This is a genomic window from Rhizobium sp. FG113, assembly GCF_057809895.1.
The window spans coordinates 30,281-48,598 of record NZ_JBMDKV010000004.1 but is presented as its reverse complement, the minus strand read 5'-3'; the positions used below and the strand labels follow the sequence as shown (position 1 = coordinate 48,598).

The following is an 18,318-nucleotide window of genomic DNA, read 5'->3' as shown; positions in this document are numbered from 1 at the left end:
CGGAATGGCAAAGCAGCTCAAGCTCGATATCACAGGCGTCGAACCTGAGGTCGGCGCCCCGGCGGAGGATCGGTTGATCGCGGGCGATCCGCAGTTTCGGACATGGAACCTGGAGGAGGCCGATGGCGGTCTCTATGCGGGCATCTGGGAGGCGACGCCGGGCAAGTGGCGCATCGTTTATGATGAGTGGGAATATTTCAACGTATTGTCAGGCCATTCGGTCGTCACCGAAGACGATGGCGAGCCCGTCCATCTGCGCGCCGGCGACCGGATGATCCTGAGACCCGGCTTCAAGGGAACGTGGGAAGTCATTGAAACGACTCGCAAGGACTACGTCATCAGGCTCTGATGGCGCTGTCCCTGCGCAGGGACATCCTTGCTGCGCTCTTCAATCCTGATCCTGTCGGGCCCCGGAAAATGCCGCGGCAAAGCCTGGCGATGCGATGAGATCCATCGTTCGCCGGAGGTTTTCGGAGGCTTCTTTTCCGAAGGCCGCGTCGAAACGCGCCTGTGCCTCGCGCCACAGGCCGTTCGTGTTGCTCCACAATCGATTGCCCTTCTCGGTCAGCCGCACCCGCTTGACGCGGCGGTCGTGCTCGTCGGCCACAAGCTCAACCAGCCCATCGCGCTGCAGCGGCTTCAGCGTGTGGCCGAGCGCGGAGAGATCCATCACCATCGCCTCCGCAAGTAGCTTCAGCGGCGTTTCGCGGCCAAGCTTGATCTGCGTCAGCAGCGTGTATTGCGTGATCTTCAAGCCGCTCGGCGCCAGCAGGTCTTCATAAAGCTGGCCCAACTGCCGTGAGGCGCGCTTGAGCGCGCTGTTGCTGCAATAATTCCATGCCCCGTCAGGGGTGTTGCTCTCTGCCATCGCATGTTCTCCATCGGTGATGTCTTCCGATTGGTGGCGGTCCGTCAACCGCTAAACGACACATCTTTTTCAGCGCCTCTTGCGCACGCCGATCCGTCGCCTAAATATAGTGGCATATACCAGTAAATTTCAACGCGCCCCGTGAGACCAAGCAGGGCGGGTTCAAACAAAGAAGGAATGCCGCAATGTCCACCGCTTCTCTCGGAACCGCACTCGTCACCGGCGCCTCGTCCGGCATCGGCGCCACCTATGCCGATCGCCTTGCCAAGCGCGGCTACGATCTCGTTTTCGTCGCCCGCGATGCCGCGCGTCTGCAGGCGCTGGCCGACAGGTTGACCGGTGAGACCGGTGTGAAAGTGAGCGTGCTACCGGCCGACCTCACCGATCGCGCCGACGTCAGGATTGTCGAGAAGCGCCTGCGGGAGGACGCGGATATCAGCCTGCTCGTCAACAATGCCGGCATCGGCCCCAAGGGCACGCTGGTGGAGGATGACATCGATTATCTCGAAACGATGATCGAGCTGAACGTGGTTGCCGCCAACCGGCTGGCCGTCGCCGCCGCGCAGGCCTTTTCCGAGCGGGGCAGGGGCGCCATCATCAACATCGCATCGGTGGTCGCCTATATTCCGGAGCGTTTCAACGGCACCTACAGCGCCACCAAGGCTTTCGTCCTCAACCTTACCCAGGCCATTCATTCGGAAGTCGCGGAAAAGGGCGTCAAGGTTCAAGCGGTCATGCCCGGCCTGACCCGCACTGAAATCTTCGAGCGCGTTGGCCGCTCCTTCGACCAGATGCCGCCCTCGATGGTCATGGATGTGAACGACATGGTGGACGCAGCCCTTGCGGGCTTCGATCAGGGCGAGTTGGTCACCATCCCGTCCTTGCCCGATAGCGGCGATCTCGATGCCGCAACGGCAGCACGATTTGCGCTTGGTCCCAACCTCTCGCACAACAAGCCCGCCGCCCGCTATGGCGTAGCAAACGCGGGCTAGTTCCGCTCGTCGCTCGGCGCGAAGTCGGCACGCACGATGCCGTGGCGCTGCAGCTTGTCGTAGAAGGTCTTTCGCGGAATGCCGAGCTCCGCGATCGTCCTGCGCACATCGCCGTCATTTGCGTCGAGCACGTCGCGGATGATGCTCGCCTCGTAACGGTCCAGCCGATCGGGCAGGGGCAGGCCTTCGCCGAGACCGGAAGGCTTCGCCTCGGACGCGCTGCCGGCGAATTGCTCGACCCCAAGCACGAAACGCTCCGCGAAATGCGAGAGTTCACGCACGTTGCCGGGCCAGTCATGGCCCTGCAGATGCCGGTGCACGGCGGAAGACGCTACCGGCATGTCGCGCTTGAAGCGCTTCGACGCGCGCTCGGCGAAGTAGCCGAAGAGCAGCGGGATGTCGTCACGGCGTTCCCTGAGCGGCGGGATCGAGATCGTCACGACGTTCAGCCGGTAGTAGAGATCCTCGCGGAACTCACCGCGCTGTCTGGGATCGCCGAGATCGACCTTGGCGGCCGCGACCACGCGCAGGTCGACCGGCCGCACCTCGTTGGTTCCGAGCGGCGTCACCTCTCGCATTTCAAGCACGCGCAGCATCTGCACCTGTGTCGATGGCGCCATGCTCTCGATCTCGTCGAGGAACAGCGTGCCGCCGCTGGCGTGCTCGATACGCCCGACACGCTTCTTCTGCGCGCCGGTAAAGGCGCCGGGCTCGTGTCCGAAAAGCTCGCTCTCGATGACGGTCTCCGGCAGGGCGCCGCAATTGAGCGCCACGAAGTTTCCGGCCTTTCGCCGTCCCCACTGGTGCAGCAGGCTGGCCACGACCTCCTTGCCGCTGCCGGTCTCCCCGGTCACCAGAACATCGACGTCGGTATCGGCGATCTGCCGCAGTGTATGGCGCAGCCGCTCCATTGCCGGCGTCTGGCCGATCAGCGGCAGGTCGTCGCGCACCTGCTCGCTTGCCTTGCGGAGCGCTCGGTTCTCCAGCACCAGACGCCGCTTCTCCACGGCCCGTCGCACGCTCTGCACCAGCCGGTCGGCGGGGAAGGGCTTGCTGATGAAATCATACACACCCTGCTGGATCGCCTTCACCGCCATCGGAATATCGCCGTGGCCGGTGACCAGGATGACGGGAAGGTCTTGGTCCTGCCGCTGCACGCGGTCGAACAGCTGCAGGCCGTCGATCTGCGGCATGCGGATATCGGAAACGATGATTCCAGGAAAATCCGCCGTCAGCGCCGCCAGCGCATCGACCGCCGAAGAGAAGGCGGAAACGGAAAAGCCCGCCAGTTCGAGTGTCTGCTTGGTGGCGCGCAGAAGGTCCTTGTCGTCGTCGACGAGGAAGATGGATGCGGCGTCTGTCATGGCTTTGCTCTCACGAGATGCACGATGAAGCTTGTTCCCTGGTCGCTGCTGGAAACCTCGATGCGTCCGCCGTAATCGGCGACGATATCCTTCGAGATCACCAGGCCGAGGCCGAGGCCCTTCTCCTTGGAGGTGTTGAAGGGCGTAAACAACGAGGCAAGGATGGCGGCGGGTATTCCCGGACCATTATCGGCGACGATGACCTCGACATCCTCATCCGTTGCGACCGCCGAGATCTCCACCCGCGCGTCGCTACGTCCCTCCAGCGCTTCGAGCGCGTTCTGAAACAGGTTGATCAGGATCTGCTCAAGCCGAACCCTGTTGCCGAGAACTTGCAATCCTGCTGGCGGCAGCTTGATGCTGAGCGCCTGCAATTGTCCGGCGAAGCGGCTCTTGAGCAGCACCACGGCGCCCTCGATCACATCGCGCAGCTCCACCGGCTCCGGCGCCGTTCGGCCCTTGCGCGCGAAGGCCTTCAGCTCCTCGGTGATCGAACCGATCCGCTCTGTCAGCGCTGCAATGGCGCCAAGATTCTCCTTCACCGGCTCGGCCTGTTCGCGGTCGAGGAAGACGCGGGCATTATCAGCATAGGCGCGGATGGTCGCGACCGGTTGGTTGATCTCATGCGCAACACCGGCTGCGACCTGGCCGAGAATGGCAAGCCGGTTTGCCTGGACAAGCTCCTGCTGCACGACCTGCAGTCTGGATTCGGTGTTCCTGTGATCGGCGATCTCTTCCTGCAGGCGGTCGCGCGCGCGGCTGAGATCCTCGGTGCGGGCGGCGACCCGTCGCTCGAGCTCCTCTCGCATCGACAATTCGACCGCAATCCGCATGGCCGCACTCTGCCTGCGCCGGAGCAGGAACGCCGCAACCGCGAGGATAGGCACCAGCACGGCGAGCGACAGCAGCCGCATCTCCCGCACAGAGGAGGCGACGGCGGCCTCCGTCGGCACCAGATACTCCAGCCGCCAGGGCGTCGTCGGCACCGTAGCGTAGAGGCGCAGGTATTCCGCGGCACTGCTGCCGGGAAGGATCGCTGAAACCAGCGACGTCTTGGGGTCGATGATATCAGGCCTGACGACCGGCAGTGGCGTCAGCGGCGCGTCGCCGAATTGCAGGCTCTCGCGGATGGCGGCGAGCTCTTGCTGCGGCACCGGCACCGCCGTCATGAAGCGCCATGAGGGGATGCTGGTGATCAGCACGACGCCGTGCTCGTCGGTCACGTAGACCGGCCGGCGCGTGTCGCGCCAGTCGGTTTCTAGCTGGTCGAATTCCAGCTTCACCACCACGACGCCGAGCGGCGCGTCGGCGCTGCCGACCCGGCGCGAGATGTAGAGGCCTGGGCGTTTGCTGACGCTGCCGAGTGCGAAATGCTCCGCCGTTCCCTGCTGCATCGCCCGTTTGAAATAGTCGCGGAACGTATAGTCGTTGCCCACGAAGCTGATCGGTTCGCGCCAGTTGCTGGACGCGATGGCAAGGCCGTCGGTGCCGATGACATAGAGGACCGCGGCCTGCGTACCCGTCACCAGCCGCTCCAGCTTGCGGTTCAATATGTCGATATCGGTGACACTGGCAGAGGACAGCGCATTCAGGACCTGCTGGTCCTCGGCGAGCAGCAATGGCAGCGCGCGGGGACGCTCAAGCACGGCGGTCAGCAGCGCCACCTTCAGGCTGGCATCGGTCTGGCTCTGGGTCGCGAGCGCGTTGATGGACGAACTGCGCCCGTAGAGCGCCGCACCGATCAGGGCTGCGACAAGCAAGGCGGCCGAGAGCGCGACGAAGAGGATCCAGCCGCGTCGCGTCCTGCGATCGACGTCGTCGATGGTCTCAAACCCCGGAATGCTTGGCGTATCTGGCATGACGTTTAATGTGCGGATTTTCGCACATTCGTCAAATGAAATTGTGCGGTAATTCGCGCAATCGGGCTCCGGCGACGTTTCAGCCCAGAAGAAAACCGTTTTGAATCATGGCGATATTGCGGCGCGAGGAAACTGGCACGGTCATTGCAAAGTAGCTGCGAATAGCCGGAAGGCTGTTGATTGAAACGCAGTTGCCCCGGGAGGCCGGTCAGGTTTGGGGGCTTTATGGAGGACACTATGGGTGTTGCAATTCCAGCCGCCGAGCCGCGGACAAAGATGCCGTTCTACCGGCATCTCTATTTCCAGGTCGTCGTCGCCATCATCGCCGGCATGCTGATCGGCCATTTCTGGCCGGACTTCGGCGCCAGCCTGAAGCCGCTAGGCGATGCCTTTATCCGCCTCGTCAAGATGATCATCGCACCGGTTATCTTCCTCACGGTCGCCACCGGCATCGCCGGCATGTCCGACCTGAAGAAGGTCGGCCGCGTCGCCGGCAAGGCGATGCTCTATTTCATCGTCTTCTCGACGCTCGCGCTCATCGTCGGCCTCATCGTCGGCAACCTTTTGCATCCGGGCTCCGGCATGAACATCGATCCCGCGACGCTCGATGGCAAGGCGGTCTCGACCTACGCCACCAAGGCGCATGAAACCACGATCACCGGCTTCCTGATGAACATCATCCCGGAAACCATCGTCGGCGCATTCGCCCAGGGCGATATCCTGCAGGTGCTGTTCTTCTCGGTCCTGTTCGGCATCGCGCTCGGCATGGTCGGCGAGAAGGGCAAGCCGGTCACGGATTTCCTGACCGCGCTTACCGCCCCTGTCTTCCGCCTCGTCGCCATCCTGATGAAGGCTGCCCCGATCGGTGCGTTCGGCGCCATGGCGTTCACCATCGGCAAATACGGTATCGGTTCGGTCGCCAATCTCGCCTACCTCATCCTCACCTTCTACATCACCGCGCTTCTTTTCGTGCTGGTCGTGCTGGGTGCGGTTGCGAAGTATAACGGCTTCTCGATCCTGTCGCTGATCCGCTACATCAAGGAAGAGTTGCTGCTCGTCCTCGGTACGTCCTCGTCGGAAGCGGCTCTGCCGGGTCTGATGCAGAAGATGGAACGCGCCGGCTGCAAGCGCTCGGTCGTCGGCCTGGTCATCCCGACCGGCTATTCGTTCAATCTCGACGGCACCAACATCTACATGACGCTGGCAGCGCTCTTCATCGCCCAGGCAACCGGCATCGATCTGTCGCTCGGCGACCAGATCCTGCTGCTCCTCGTTGCGATGCTGTCGTCCAAGGGTGCCGCAGGCATCACCGGCGCCGGCTTCATCACGCTGGCCGCGACCCTGTCGGTCGTGCCTTCGGTGCCGGTCGCCGGCATGGCGCTGATCCTCGGTATCGACCGCTTCATGTCGGAATGCCGCGCTCTGACCAACCTAGTCGGCAACGCTGTCGCCACCGTGGTGGTCGCCCGCTGGGAAAATGAACTCGACCAGGAAAAGTTCGCCGCCGCCATGGCCGGCCAGCTTCCGGAAGAGCTCGACCAGCCGGTTCCCGGCCTGCAGGCCGCCGAATAAGGCAAACGAACCAAAGAACAGCCTGCCTTTAACAGGCAGCTGTGCCTCCCAAGGCGGACGGCCGCGCTCCCGAAAGGGAGCGCGGTCGTTTTATTTAGTCGGCCAGCTGAGGTCGAGCCGGTCGAGCCCGTGGAAATGGTAGACGTCCTTTACTTCGGGCGTTTTAGCGAGCTTCAGGCCGGGCAAGCGCTCGAACAGGATCGGCAAGACCACGTTGAGCTCCAGCCGCGCCAGCGGCGCGCCGATGCAGAAGTGAATGCCGGCGCCGAAGGAGAGGTTGGCCGCCTCGCGGCGATCCGGCTTGAAGGTCAGCGGATCGGTGAATTTCAGCGGGTCGAGGTTGGCGGCAGCCAGGATCAGGCTCACCTTGTCGCCGCGCTTGAACGATATGCCGTCGATTTCGGCCGGCTCCAGCGCCCAGCGCTGGAAGATGTGAACCGGCGCGCAGATGCGCAGCGATTCCTCGACGGTCCGCTCGGTCGTTTCCTCGTCCTTGAACAGTTCTGAAGGCGCAAAGCCGCTGTCGAGGATCATCCGCACTGAGTTGCCGATCTGATGCACGGTCGCCTCATGCCCGGCACTCAAAAGCACGATCGTCGTCGAGACGAGTTCGTCCTCGGTCAGATACTGGCCCTTGTGCTCGGTGTGAATCATGTGCGTCAAGAGATCGTCGCGCGGATTGGCGCGGCGCTCGGCGATCACGGTCTTCACGTAGTCTGCGAATTCCGTCGCAGCCTTCTCCGCGCCATCCTCGTCGGCGCGGGTGCGGCCGAAGAGATACATGCGGATATAGGCGTGCGACCACTTGAGGAGCTGCGGCCCCATCTCCTCGGGGATGCCGATCATCCGCGCGATCATCGTGACCGGGATGATGTCAGCGAAGGCCGAAAGCAGCTCGACCTCGCCCTTGTGCTGGAACTGGTCGATCAGCCGGTTGGCGAGTTCCTCGAGCTCCGGCTTCATCTTCTCGACATGGCGCGAGACGAAAGCGCGGTTGACGAGCGTGCGCAGGCGCGTGTGCTCCGGCGGCTCGAGCTCAAGCAAGGAGTAGCGTTCGGCAAGGTCGAAATTGACGACGTGCTGGTCGGGTTCGGGAAGCCCCAGTTCTTCGCGGCTGGCGATATGCAGGATCTGCCGGCCGAAGCGACGGTCGCGCAAAAGCGCGTTCACATGGTCATATGAGGTGAAGAACCACTGCTTCTGCTCTTCCCAGTAAAATGTGGGACAGTGGGTATGCAATGCCGCATATGCGGCATTGGGATTGCTGTAGAACAAGGGGCTGCGTGCATCGATGGAGACGCGGCGCGCGGCAGGGTCAATGGACATGTAAGGCAATGTGATCATGCCCGAGGCTTAGCGGATTTGCCCAATCTCGGGAAGAGAGGACAACCTCTGGGCACAACCTATTGTCAGCGTCCGAGTGAACCTACGCGACGCAGCGCATGGATCTGGTCGTCGAGCGTCGGCACGAGCTCGCCCGTGGTGTGATCCGGCTTTTCTTCCGGCGGCGGGGGTGCTGCCGCCTCGGCCTCGCCGAAGGTGACGGTACAGTTGCGGCCCGCGGCCTTGGCGGCGTAGAGCGCGCGGTCGGCTGCCGATACCAGCTTGTCCATATTGGCCTCGATGGGCGAGGCAAGGGCAACGCCAATGCTGACGGTGGCCGGAATGATGGCATCGCCGGTGCTGACGGGAACGCGGCAGAACTCGGTGCGTATCGTTTCGGCCAGCGCTTCGGCCTCCGTCTGGTCGGCGACGCTTGCGAACGCGCCGAATTCCTCGCCGCCCATGCGGCCGAACACGCCTGCGGGGGTGAACTGCTGCGCCATGCGGGCGAAGACCGTCAGCACGGCATCGCCGCCCTGGTGGCCGAAGCGATCGTTGATGCGCTTGAAATTGTCGAGATCGAACAGAAGAACGGCGACCTGGCGGTTCTCGTCGAAGGCCTTCGTCTGGATGCGCGTGAACTGCGCAAACAGGCCGCGGCGATTGAGAACACCCGTCAGCGTGTCGGTCAGGCTGAGAATACGCAATTTCTGCTCCGAACGCTCCATGATGAGACGAACCGTCAGCGCGCAGGCAAGCGTCAGCATTAGTGCCGTACCCATAGCGGCGAGGCCCGCGATATTGGCCGCTTCCATATCACCCGGCGACAGCACGGCGATCGCGCCGGCGGCGATAAAACAGACGCAGGCCTGCAGAATGAACATGACCGCGAGCTTGGCGCGCGCCGATTCCCGGTTGAGCCCAGGCGAGCTGACCGCCATGGTCAGCGCCGTCGCGCCCGTTGCCGAGGCGAGGTTGTAGAGGGCAACCCGGTTCGGGTAGTCGTCGTGCACCCAGGGCAAGAACACGCCGGCCAGCCAGACGACCGGCGGCAATAGTACCCACCACTCGATCTTGCGCCGGTCGAGCGCCAGATATCCAGCCACCCAGGCGCTCTGGCCGACAAGCGCGATGGTATTGCCCACCTCGACCGACAAATAGCTCGGGACGTGGCCGCGCAATGCGACCAATGCAAATCCAATGCCGCTGAGCGCAAAGCCCCAGCCCCAATAGAAATAAGTTTTATCTCGGACATTGTGGCGCCAGGCAATGAACGCGACCAGCGCGAGCGTCATAGCCTCGGAGCACCAAATGGCCAGTCCTGTCGTAACATTGAACACGGCAATACCCCTTGTATGGCCGCATCCTCGCTAAATAAGCTGGCGACTTTGTTAATCGCGGAGCGGCAGCCCGCGGGCCTGGTCCGTTATCTGGCGATAGGCTTTCCACGAGGTAAATGAGCGGCGTCCCATACTGGGCGAATTCAGCATTTCTTCATCTTGCTGAAGAGAAAAGTTGTGAGCCGGGAGTATGGCCCAACGCCGTTAATGACGGTTTCGAAGAATCTCCCTACAGAGGGCCCATGAAAACAGGCATGGTTTCCCACCGTCTTAACGTTATCCCAAGGCGCGTCTTGAAGAGAAGGGTAGGGAAGTTCTATGTAGGGATAAGGCATTTTCTTTGATTCCCGGCGTCGGGCCGGAAAGACGTTGACAAAGGACGCACATGAGAAACCCAGTCGATACCGCTATGGCCCTCGTGCCGATGGTTGTGGAACAGACCAATCGCGGTGAACGCTCCTACGACATTTATTCGCGCCTGCTCAAGGAACGCATCATTTTCCTGACGGGTCCGGTCGAGGATCACATGGCGACGCTTGTCTGCGCCCAGCTGCTTTTCCTCGAAGCCGAGAACCCCAAGAAGGAAATCGCGCTCTACATCAATTCGCCGGGTGGCGTCGTCACTGCCGGCATGGCGATCTACGATACGATGCAGTTCATCAAGCCTGCCGTTTCGACGCTGTGCATCGGCCAGGCCGCGTCCATGGGCTCGCTGCTTCTCGCAGCCGGCGACAAGGACATGCGCTTCGCCACGCCGAACTCGCGCATCATGGTTCACCAGCCGTCGGGCGGCTTCTCGGGCCAGGCTTCGGACATCGAGCGTCACGCACGCGACATTCTCAAGATGAAGCGCCGCCTGAACGAAGTGTACGTCAAGCACACGGGCCGGACCTACGAGGAAGTTGAAAAGACGCTCGACCGTGACCATTTCATGGATGCGGCGGAAGCCAAGGACTGGGGCGTGATCGACAAGGTCCTCACGTCTCGTGTCGAGATCGAAGGCGCTGCGCCTAGTCAGAACTAGGGATGGTGTTTTCCCCGCCACAGTTCTATCTCATTTGTGATCGAACTAGGGAATAAACCGAGTGGCGGGTGAACCATTCTCAAGTATTAATGCTATGTTGAATTTTTATGACATAGCATTTGGCTTCGAGGGGAGTTCGTTGCCGCCGGGGCCAAGACGGCCTAGTCTGGACCCGGTTCGTACCCCTTGACGGCCTTGGCCGGCTGTAGCTCCAAGTGGGGCAGGCCAATGAGTTGACCGCACTTTCACCTTGAAATGCGGCGTGCTGGAAGGAAAGTGATATGAGCAAAGTCAGCGGCAGCAACGGCGGCGACTCTAAGAACACCCTGTACTGCTCCTTCTGCGGAAAGAGCCAGCACGAAGTCCGCAAGTTGATTGCCGGACCGACAGTTTTCATCTGCGATGAATGCGTCGAATTGTGCATGGACATCATCCGCGAGGAAAACAAGTCCTCGATGGTCAAGTCCCGTGATGGCGTTCCCACGCCCCAGGACATCATCAAGGTCCTCGACGAATACGTCATCGGCCAGCGTCAGGCGAAGAAGATCCTGTCCGTTGCCGTTCACAACCATTACAAGCGTCTCGCGCACGCCACCAAGAACGGCGAAATCGAGCTTGCGAAGTCGAACATCATGCTGGTCGGTCCGACCGGTTGCGGCAAGACCTATCTTGCCCAGACGCTCGCCCGCATCATCGACGTTCCCTTCACGATGGCCGATGCCACGACGCTGACCGAAGCCGGCTATGTCGGTGAAGACGTCGAAAACATCATCCTGAAGCTTCTGCAGGCTGCCGACTACAACGTCGAGCGCGCGCAGCGCGGCATCGTCTACATCGATGAAGTCGACAAGATCTCGCGCAAGTCCGACAACCCGTCGATCACCCGCGACGTGTCGGGCGAGGGCGTTCAGCAGGCGCTTCTGAAGATCATGGAAGGCACGGTCGCTTCCGTTCCGCCGCAGGGCGGCCGCAAGCATCCGCAGCAGGAATTCCTGCAGGTCGACACCACGAACATCCTGTTCATCTGCGGTGGCGCCTTTGCCGGTCTCGACAAGATCATCTCGGCCCGTGGCGAAAAGACCTCGATCGGCTTCGGCGCAAGCGTTGCCGCTCCGGATGACCGTCGCGTCGGCGAAGTGCTGCGCGAACTGGAGCCGGAAGATCTCGTGAAGTTCGGCCTGATCCCTGAGTTCATCGGTCGTCTGCCGGTTCTGGCGACGCTCGAGGACCTCGATGAGGACGCGCTGATCCAGATCCTGTCTGAGCCGAAGAACGCGCTCGTGAAGCAGTACCAGCGCCTGTTTGAGATGGAAGATGTCGAACTGACCTTCCACGAGGACGCCCTTCGCGAAATCGCCCGCAAGGCGATCACCCGCAAGACCGGCGCCCGCGGCCTTCGTTCGATCATGGAAAAGATCCTGCTCGACACGATGTTCGAACTGCCGACACTCGAAGGCGTACGCGAAGTCGTCATTTCCGACGAAGTCGTCCGCGGCTCCTCGCGTCCGCTCTACATCTACGCGGATCGCCAGGAAGAAAAGGCCAACGCCTCGGCCTAAGTATCAGCGCGATACGAACCGTGAATTTAAGGGGCTTGCTGTTGGCAGGCCCCTTTCTATTTGAAAAACCGTTCGCGGCACCTCCAAATGCCGATAAAACTTGCTGATGACGCCTGAAACCACGTTCGTTGCCGTTGCGAATTCATCCGCCCTTGGCAATTATGCAATGATTCCGTTGGTGTGTTTCGGCGTTGTATTTTAGCCGGTTCGGAAATGGTCGGCGCCGGTCCAGCTAGGCGCGACATAGTGAGGTGTTCCGTTGTAGCATAGCTGTCATGTCCAAGCGGACACGGGCCATGTGGCAGCTTGAAAAGCATAGTCAGAACCTCCACTTGTTAATCCAAGTGAGAGTGCGGCCGGTCCCAAACGGTCGCGCCAGAAGAGCCCGGCAACGGGACGATGGAAAGGAAATAAAATGACGAAGAAAACGTCAGTTGCGAGCACCGCTTATCCAGTATTGCCCCTGCGCGACATCGTGGTCTTTCCGCACATGATCGTACCTCTCTTCGTAGGCCGCGAGAAATCGATCCGCGCGCTCGAAGAAGTCATGGGCTCGGACAAGCAGATCATGCTCGTCACGCAGATCAATGCCAGCGACGATGATCCCGAACCGTCCGCCATCCACAATGTCGGCACCGTCGCCAATGTTCTGCAGCTGCTGAAGCTTCCAGACGGAACCGTCAAGGTTCTCGTCGAAGGCCGCGCGCGCGCTGAAATCGACGCCTACACCGATCGCGAGGATTTCTATGAAGCCCTCGGTCATGTGCTCGAAGAGCCGCATGACGATCCGGTCGAACTGGAAGCGCTGAGCCGCTCGGTCGTGTCCGAATTCGAGAGCTACGTGAAGCTCAACAAGAAGATCTCGCCCGAGGTCGTTGGCGCCGCCAGCCAGATCGACGATTACTCGAAGCTGGCCGATACGGTTGCCTCGCACCTGTCGATCAAGATCACCGAGAAGCAGGAGATGCTGGAAACCACCAGCGTCAAGGCACGCCTCGAAAAGGCGCTCGGCTTCATGGAAGGTGAGATCTCGGTCCTTCAGGTCGAGAAGCGCATCCGCTCGCGCGTCAAGCGCCAGATGGAGAAGACCCAGCGCGAATACTACCTGAATGAGCAGATGAAGGCGATCCAGAAGGAGCTCGGCGACGGCGAGGAAGGCCGCGACGAGATGGCCGAACTGGAAGAGCGCATCTCCAAGACCAAGCTCTCAAAGGAAGGTCGCGAGAAGGCCGATGCCGAGCTGAAGAAGCTGCGTCAGATGAGCCCGATGTCGGCGGAAGCCACCGTCGTGCGCAATTATCTCGATTGGCTGCTCGGTATTCCGTGGTCGAAGAAGTCGAAGATCAAGACGGATCTCAACAACGCCGAAAAGATCCTCGAAGCCGACCACTTTGGTCTCGACAAGGTCAAGGAGCGCATCGTCGAGTATCTGGCTGTCCAGGCCCGCGCGACCAAGATCAAGGGTCCGATCCTGTGCCTCGTCGGCCCTCCGGGTGTCGGCAAGACCTCGCTCGCCCAGTCGATCGCCAAGGCGACCGGCCGTGAGTATGTCCGCATGGCGCTTGGCGGCGTTCGTGATGAAGCTGAAATCCGCGGTCACCGCCGCACCTACATCGGCTCGATGCCCGGCAAGGTCATCCAGTCGATGAAGAAAGCGAAGAAGTCCAACCCGCTCTTCCTGCTCGATGAAATCGACAAGATGGGCCAGGACTTCCGCGGCGATCCGTCTTCGGCTCTGCTCGAAGTGCTCGATCCGGCTCAGAACTCGACCTTCATGGACCACTACCTTGAGGTCGAATACGATCTGTCGGACGTGATGTTCATCACGACGGCGAATACGCTGAACATCCCTGCACCCTTGATGGACCGCATGGAAGTCATCCGTATCGCCGGCTACACCGAGGACGAAAAGCGCGAGATCGCCAAGCGGCACCTGCTGCCGAAGGCCATCAAGGAACACGCTCTGCAGCCGAACGAATTCTCGGTTTCGGATGATGCCCTGATGGCGATCAGCCAGCAGTACACACGCGAAGCCGGTGTGCGTTCATTCGAACGTGAACTGATGAAGCTCGCCCGCAAGGCGGTCACCGAGATCATCAAGGGTAAGACGAAATCGGTCGCGGTTACCGCCGAGAACATTTCGGACTATCTGGGCGTTCCGCGCTTCCGTCACGGCGAAGCCGAGGGCGAGGATCAGGTCGGTGTCGTAACCGGTCTGGCCTGGACCGAGGTTGGTGGTGAACTGCTGACGATCGAAGGCGTCATGATGCCGGGCAAGGGTCGCATGACCGTCACCGGCAACCTGAAGGACGTGATGAAGGAATCGATTTCTGCGGCGGCGTCCTACGTCCGCTCACGTGCTGTCGATTTCGGCATCGAGCCGCCGCGCTTCGACAAGTCGGACATCCACGTCCACGTGCCGGAAGGCGCCACGCCGAAGGACGGCCCATCGGCCGGCGTCGGCATGGCAACCGCGATCGTCTCGATCATGACCGGTATCCCTGTTCGCAAGGACGTGGCGATGACGGGCGAGATCACGCTTCGTGGTCGCGTCCTGCCGATCGGCGGATTGAAGGAAAAGCTGCTCGCCGCACTGCGTGGCGGCATCAAGACTGTTCTGATCCCGGAAGAAAACGCCAAGGACTTGGCGGAGATTCCGGATAACGTGAAGAACAATATGGAGATCATCCCCGTGTCCCGTATGGGCGAGGTGATCAAGCATGCTCTGGTCCGCAGACCGGAGGCGATCGAGTGGGATGGCACGGTGGAAACGCCTGTTATCGCAACGGTCGAAGGGCACGACGAAAGCGGCACTTCCATCGCTCATTGAGCCTTGTTTGCCACATTCGTGCCCTATTGCTTAAAAACCCTGAAAAGGCTGGCATTTTTGCCAGCCTTTTTTTGTGAAAACCGTACGGAGACGCTTGCTTTTCCTTAATTTGCAGGCTCTTTGGGGTGCGGCGGGCCTGATGCACCATATTCCGTGCCCGGCTATAGATTTGAGTCGTTTCGAACCATTTGAAAGGGGTGGAAACATGAACAAGAATGAACTCGTGTCCGCAGTTGCCGAAAAGGCAGGACTCTCGAAGACCGATGCCGCTTCGGCCGTCGACGCTGTTTTCGAAGTTGTCCAGGCTGAACTCAAGGGCAAGGGCGACGTTCGCCTCGCTGGTTTCGGTAGCTTCACCGTTTCCCATCGCGCTGCCACCAAGGGCCGCAATCCGTCGACCGGCGCTGAAGTCGACATTCCGGCACGCAACGTGCCGAAGTTCACGCCCGGCAAGGGCCTGAAGGAAGCCGTCAACGGCTGATTGGATTTGCTTGGCAGTCGGACAACGAGACCGGCAGCACAAGTATTCGAAGGGTTCGGCGAAAGCCGGACCCTTTTCGCATTTGCGAGACTTGCCGCGATCGCGGCTTTCAACTACGCATGAATCGTTCTCAGGGCGGGGTGCAATTCCCCACCGGCGGTAAGAGCGCAAGCTTGAGCCCGCGAGCGCCTTTTCACCTCAGGTGAAAAGGGTCAGCAGATCCGGTTGAATTCCGGAGCCGACGGTCATAGTCCGGATGAAAGAGAATGAGCAGGGTACGCGGGGCGGCATCGTCCGCCGCGTCGGCACCCGCGTTCATGCGTCCTGATTTGTGTTGGTCCTTTTGTTCGGATGAATGACATGAATCAGACTACCCAGATTTCCATATGCGCATCGCGTGCACTCGCCGGCGCAAGCTGGATGGTGCTTGCCGGCATCGCCTTCGCTATTTTGAACGTCGTCACCCAGTGGCTGACGATGACCCTGGCCTTCCCATCCGCCTCGGTCGCCTTCTGGCAATACGCCTTCGCGCTCGTCTTCTCGCTGCCCTTCCTGTGGAAGACCGGCTTGGCTGCGATGCGCACCCAATATCCCTGGCGCCACATCGTTCGTGTCGTGCTGGCCGCTCTTGGTGTCCAGACCTGGGTCGCGGGTCTTGCGAGCGTGCCGATCTGGCAGGCAATCGCGCTGGTCATGACCTCGCCCTTCTTCATCATCCTCGGCGCCCGCCTGTTCTTGGGCGAGCAGGTCGGCGCGGCCCGCTGGGGCGCCACCGCCTGCGGCTTCGCCGGCGCCATGATCATCCTGCAGCCGTGGTCGGACAGCTTCAGCTGGGCGGCGCTTTTGCCGATCCTGTCGGCACTGCTCTGGGGCGCCTCGTCGCTGATCACAAAGAGCCTGACGGGGATCGAGAAGCCGGAGACGATCACCGTATGGCTGCTCGTGCTTCTCACGCCCGTCAACGGCGGTCTCGCCTTTGCGGCCGGCTTTGCGATGCCAACAGGCACAGTGCTGATGCTGCTCGTTGCGGCGGGTCTGCTGACGGCGATCGCCCAGTACCTCCTGACGCTCGCCTACAGCGCCGCCGATGCCGCCTATGTCCAGCCCTTCGACGATCTGAAGCTGCCGCTCAACGTTCTCGCGGGCTGGCTGGTCTTCGGTTACGCGCCGGCGGGCTATTTGTGGCTCGGCGCCGCCCTGATTCTCTGCGCCTCGCTGTTCCTCATGCGCCACGAGATGAAGCGCGAGCGCGGAGCCGCATAACAGCGCTGCTCTGGGCGCTCACGCGATTGTCATGTGGATGATCCCGAGCGCCCGGCATATGTCACATCGCTGTAATGCAAACCCCATAGGCGGAGGGCGTTTCTTCGCAATGCCAATTGGGGGTATCTCTTATGAAGACCATTATTTCCGCGGCCGCTGCCATTCTCTTCACGGCCGGCGTTGCCGCCGCTTCCGACTATGTTTCCTATCTCGACTATCCGCAGCCGAAGGATGACAGCAAGGAGTTCTTCACAGCGATCGAAATTCCGCAGGGAAGCTTCACCAAATACGAAATCGACGCCAAGACCGGCCACATTGTCGTGGACCGCTTCCAGTCGATGCCGGTGATCTATCCTGCCAACTACGGCTCCATCACCAGCTCGCTCGGCGGTGACGGCGATCCGCTCGACGCGCTGGTCTACACCCGCGAGCCCGTCGTTCCGGGCGCCATCATCAAGGTTCGTGCGATCGGCGTGCTGAACATGATCGACGGCGGCGAAAAGGACGACAAGATCGTTGCCGTTCCGGCCAGCGACATCGACCCGAGCTATGACAAGATCAAGGAAATCAGCGATCTTCCCGAGATCGAGCAGCAGCGCCTGCAGGCCTTCTTCCGCGTCTACAAGCAGCTGCCGGAAAAGCGCAAGGTTGTCGAGCTGAACGGTTTTGAAAACGCCGAGAAGGCACAGGCCGAAGTCGCCGCCGCCATCAAGGCTTACGCTGAAAAGAAGTAATCCGGGCAAAGCCCAGATAAGGAAATGGCCGGGTCGATGCCCGGCCATTTCTGTTTGGCGAAATAGTTACAGCTGTTACCAGCGCTGGTGCACATGCGGCGCGATCAGCCGGTCGTAAATCTCATGGCTCGCGGCCATCACCTCATGCGTCAGCGGCGCCAGGCTGGCGGCCGCCGCATTGGCCTTCGCCTGCTCGGCGTTGCGGGCGCCCGGAATGACCACCGTGACGGCATCGCTCATCAGGATCCAGCGCAGTGCGAAAGCCGCCATCGTGGCGCCCTCGGGCACCAGCTTGCGAACCTCTTCCACCGCCTGCAGGCCGACCTCGAACGGAACGCCCGCGAAGGTCTCGCCGACATCGAATGCTTCGCCATGGCGGTTGAAGTTGCGATGGTCGTCGCTCGCGAACGTCGTCTCGCGGCTGATCTTGCCCGAGAGCAGGCCGCTTGCCAGCGGCACGCGGGCGATGACGGCGATGTTCTTCTGCCGCGCCTCCTGGAAGAACAGATGGCTCGGGCGCTGGCGGAAGAGATTGTAGATGATCTGGATGCTGACCACGCCGGGGAACTCGATCGCCTTCAGCGCTTCCTCGACCTTCTCGACACTGACGCCATAGCCTCGAATCTTGCCAGCCTTCTGCAGCTCGTTCAGCCCCTCGAACACCTCGGGGCGATAAAGCACCTCCGTCGGCGGGCAGTGCAGCTGCACGAGGTCGAGGCTGTCGACCTTGAGGTTCTTCAGGCTGCGGTCGATGAAACCCTCGAGATTGGCCTTGGTGTAACCATCCGCCACATGCGGATTCAACCGCCGGCCGGCCTTGGTGGCAACCATCGGCCGCTCGCCGCCACGGCTCTCGAGCACATCGGCGATAATCTTTTCCGAGCGGCCGTCGCCATAAACGTCGGCGGTGTCGATGAAGGTGATCCCGGCGTCAAGCGCCGCATTGAGCGCTGCGCGTCCATCAGCTTCGCTGACATCGCCCCAGGCGCCGCCGATCTGCCATGCGCCGAAACCGATATTGCTCACCGTATGGGGCAGGTGGCCGAAAGAATGCTGCTTCATTGGAATGATCCTCCTCGTTTCGCTGATGGCAGTATCAGCCCGCACAA

15 protein-coding genes and 1 riboswitch are annotated in these 18,318 nt (G+C 61.3%); of the genes, 9 read left to right on the top strand and 6 right to left on the bottom strand.

Annotated elements, in window-relative coordinates; all coding sequences use genetic code 11:
• The first annotated feature begins 4 nt into the window (after positions 1-4).
• Complete coding sequence (locus tag ACODTZ_RS13155; protein ID WP_489026268.1) at positions 5-349, top strand: cupin domain-containing protein; 345 nt, start codon at positions 5-7, stop codon at positions 347-349.
• A gap of 39 nt (positions 350-388) precedes the next feature.
• On the opposite strand, the gene ACODTZ_RS13150 is transcribed toward ACODTZ_RS13155, so the two are convergent.
• Complete coding sequence (locus ACODTZ_RS13150) at positions 389-868, bottom strand: MarR family winged helix-turn-helix transcriptional regulator (RefSeq protein WP_162737559.1); 480 nt, start codon at positions 866-868, stop codon at positions 389-391.
• A 185-nt stretch (positions 869-1,053) separates the two neighbouring features.
• Between ACODTZ_RS13150 and ACODTZ_RS13145 the strand changes: the two genes are divergently transcribed.
• The gene (locus tag ACODTZ_RS13145; protein WP_489026267.1) at positions 1,054-1,860 is read left to right on the top strand and encodes an SDR family NAD(P)-dependent oxidoreductase; all 807 of its coding nucleotides are present in this window, start codon (positions 1,054-1,056) and stop codon (positions 1,858-1,860) included.
• Here ACODTZ_RS13145 and ACODTZ_RS13140 read toward each other — a convergent pair.
• Complete coding sequence (locus tag ACODTZ_RS13140) at positions 1,857-3,224, bottom strand: sigma-54-dependent transcriptional regulator (RefSeq protein WP_489026266.1); 1,368 nt, start codon at positions 3,222-3,224, stop codon at positions 1,857-1,859. The genes ACODTZ_RS13145 and ACODTZ_RS13140 overlap by 4 nt on opposite strands.
• Complete coding sequence (locus ACODTZ_RS13135; protein WP_489026264.1) at positions 3,221-5,083, bottom strand: sensor histidine kinase; 1,863 nt, start codon at positions 5,081-5,083, stop codon at positions 3,221-3,223. Before ACODTZ_RS13135 ends, ACODTZ_RS13140 begins: the two co-directional genes overlap by 4 nt.
• Positions 5,084-5,320: 237 nt before the next feature.
• Between ACODTZ_RS13135 and ACODTZ_RS13130 the strand changes: the two genes are divergently transcribed.
• The gene (locus ACODTZ_RS13130; RefSeq protein WP_113238554.1) at positions 5,321-6,655 is read left to right on the top strand and encodes a dicarboxylate/amino acid:cation symporter; all 1,335 of its coding nucleotides are present in this window, start codon (positions 5,321-5,323) and stop codon (positions 6,653-6,655) included.
• A 90-nt stretch (positions 6,656-6,745) separates the two neighbouring features.
• Here ACODTZ_RS13130 and ACODTZ_RS13125 read toward each other — a convergent pair whose 3' ends face one another.
• Positions 6,746-7,999 (bottom strand): cytochrome P450, encoded by a 1,254-nt coding sequence (locus ACODTZ_RS13125; RefSeq protein ID WP_489026262.1) that lies wholly within the window; start codon positions 7,997-7,999, stop codon positions 6,746-6,748.
• A 65-nt stretch (positions 8,000-8,064) separates the two neighbouring features.
• A complete protein-coding gene (locus ACODTZ_RS13120) occupies positions 8,065-9,318 on the bottom strand; it encodes a GGDEF domain-containing protein (RefSeq protein WP_489026261.1) in 1,254 nt (417 codons plus the stop codon).
• Between the two features lie 385 nt (positions 9,319-9,703).
• Between ACODTZ_RS13120 and clpP the strand changes: the two genes are divergently transcribed.
• The 6 genes from clpP to ACODTZ_RS13090 all read left to right on the top strand — a co-directional run bounded on the left by clpP (position 9,704) and on the right by ACODTZ_RS13090 (position 17,209).
• On the top strand, positions 9,704-10,342 hold the full coding sequence (gene clpP, locus ACODTZ_RS13115; RefSeq protein ID WP_026283311.1) for an ATP-dependent Clp endopeptidase proteolytic subunit ClpP: 639 nt from the start codon (positions 9,704-9,706) through the stop codon (positions 10,340-10,342).
• 281 nt (positions 10,343-10,623) lie between these two features.
• Complete coding sequence (gene clpX / locus ACODTZ_RS13110) at positions 10,624-11,901, top strand: ATP-dependent Clp protease ATP-binding subunit ClpX (protein ID WP_018900222.1); 1,278 nt, start codon at positions 10,624-10,626, stop codon at positions 11,899-11,901.
• 415 nt (positions 11,902-12,316) lie between these two features.
• Positions 12,317-14,731, top strand: a complete 2,415-nt coding sequence (gene lon / locus ACODTZ_RS13105) for an endopeptidase La (RefSeq protein WP_018900221.1) — start codon at positions 12,317-12,319, stop codon at positions 14,729-14,731.
• A 205-nt stretch (positions 14,732-14,936) separates the two neighbouring features.
• Complete coding sequence (hupB, locus tag ACODTZ_RS13100; protein ID WP_018900220.1) at positions 14,937-15,212, top strand: DNA-binding protein HupB; 276 nt, start codon at positions 14,937-14,939, stop codon at positions 15,210-15,212.
• A gap of 122 nt (positions 15,213-15,334) precedes the next feature.
• A riboswitch (FMN riboswitch) is annotated at positions 15,335-15,484 on the top strand.
• An 88-nt stretch (positions 15,485-15,572) separates the two neighbouring features.
• Positions 15,573-16,475, top strand: coding sequence for a DMT family transporter (locus tag ACODTZ_RS13095; protein WP_489026258.1), 903 nt, complete (start codon positions 15,573-15,575; stop codon positions 16,473-16,475).
• A gap of 131 nt (positions 16,476-16,606) precedes the next feature.
• Positions 16,607-17,209, top strand: coding sequence for an inorganic diphosphatase (locus ACODTZ_RS13090; protein WP_489026256.1), 603 nt, complete (start codon positions 16,607-16,609; stop codon positions 17,207-17,209).
• Positions 17,210-17,284: 75 nt separating this feature from the next.
• Here the strand turns inward: ACODTZ_RS13090 and ACODTZ_RS13085 are convergent, their stop codons facing one another.
• The gene (locus tag ACODTZ_RS13085) at positions 17,285-18,271 is read right to left on the bottom strand and encodes an aldo/keto reductase (RefSeq protein WP_489026254.1); all 987 of its coding nucleotides are present in this window, start codon (positions 18,269-18,271) and stop codon (positions 17,285-17,287) included.
• Positions 18,272-18,318: the final 47 nt, after the last annotated feature.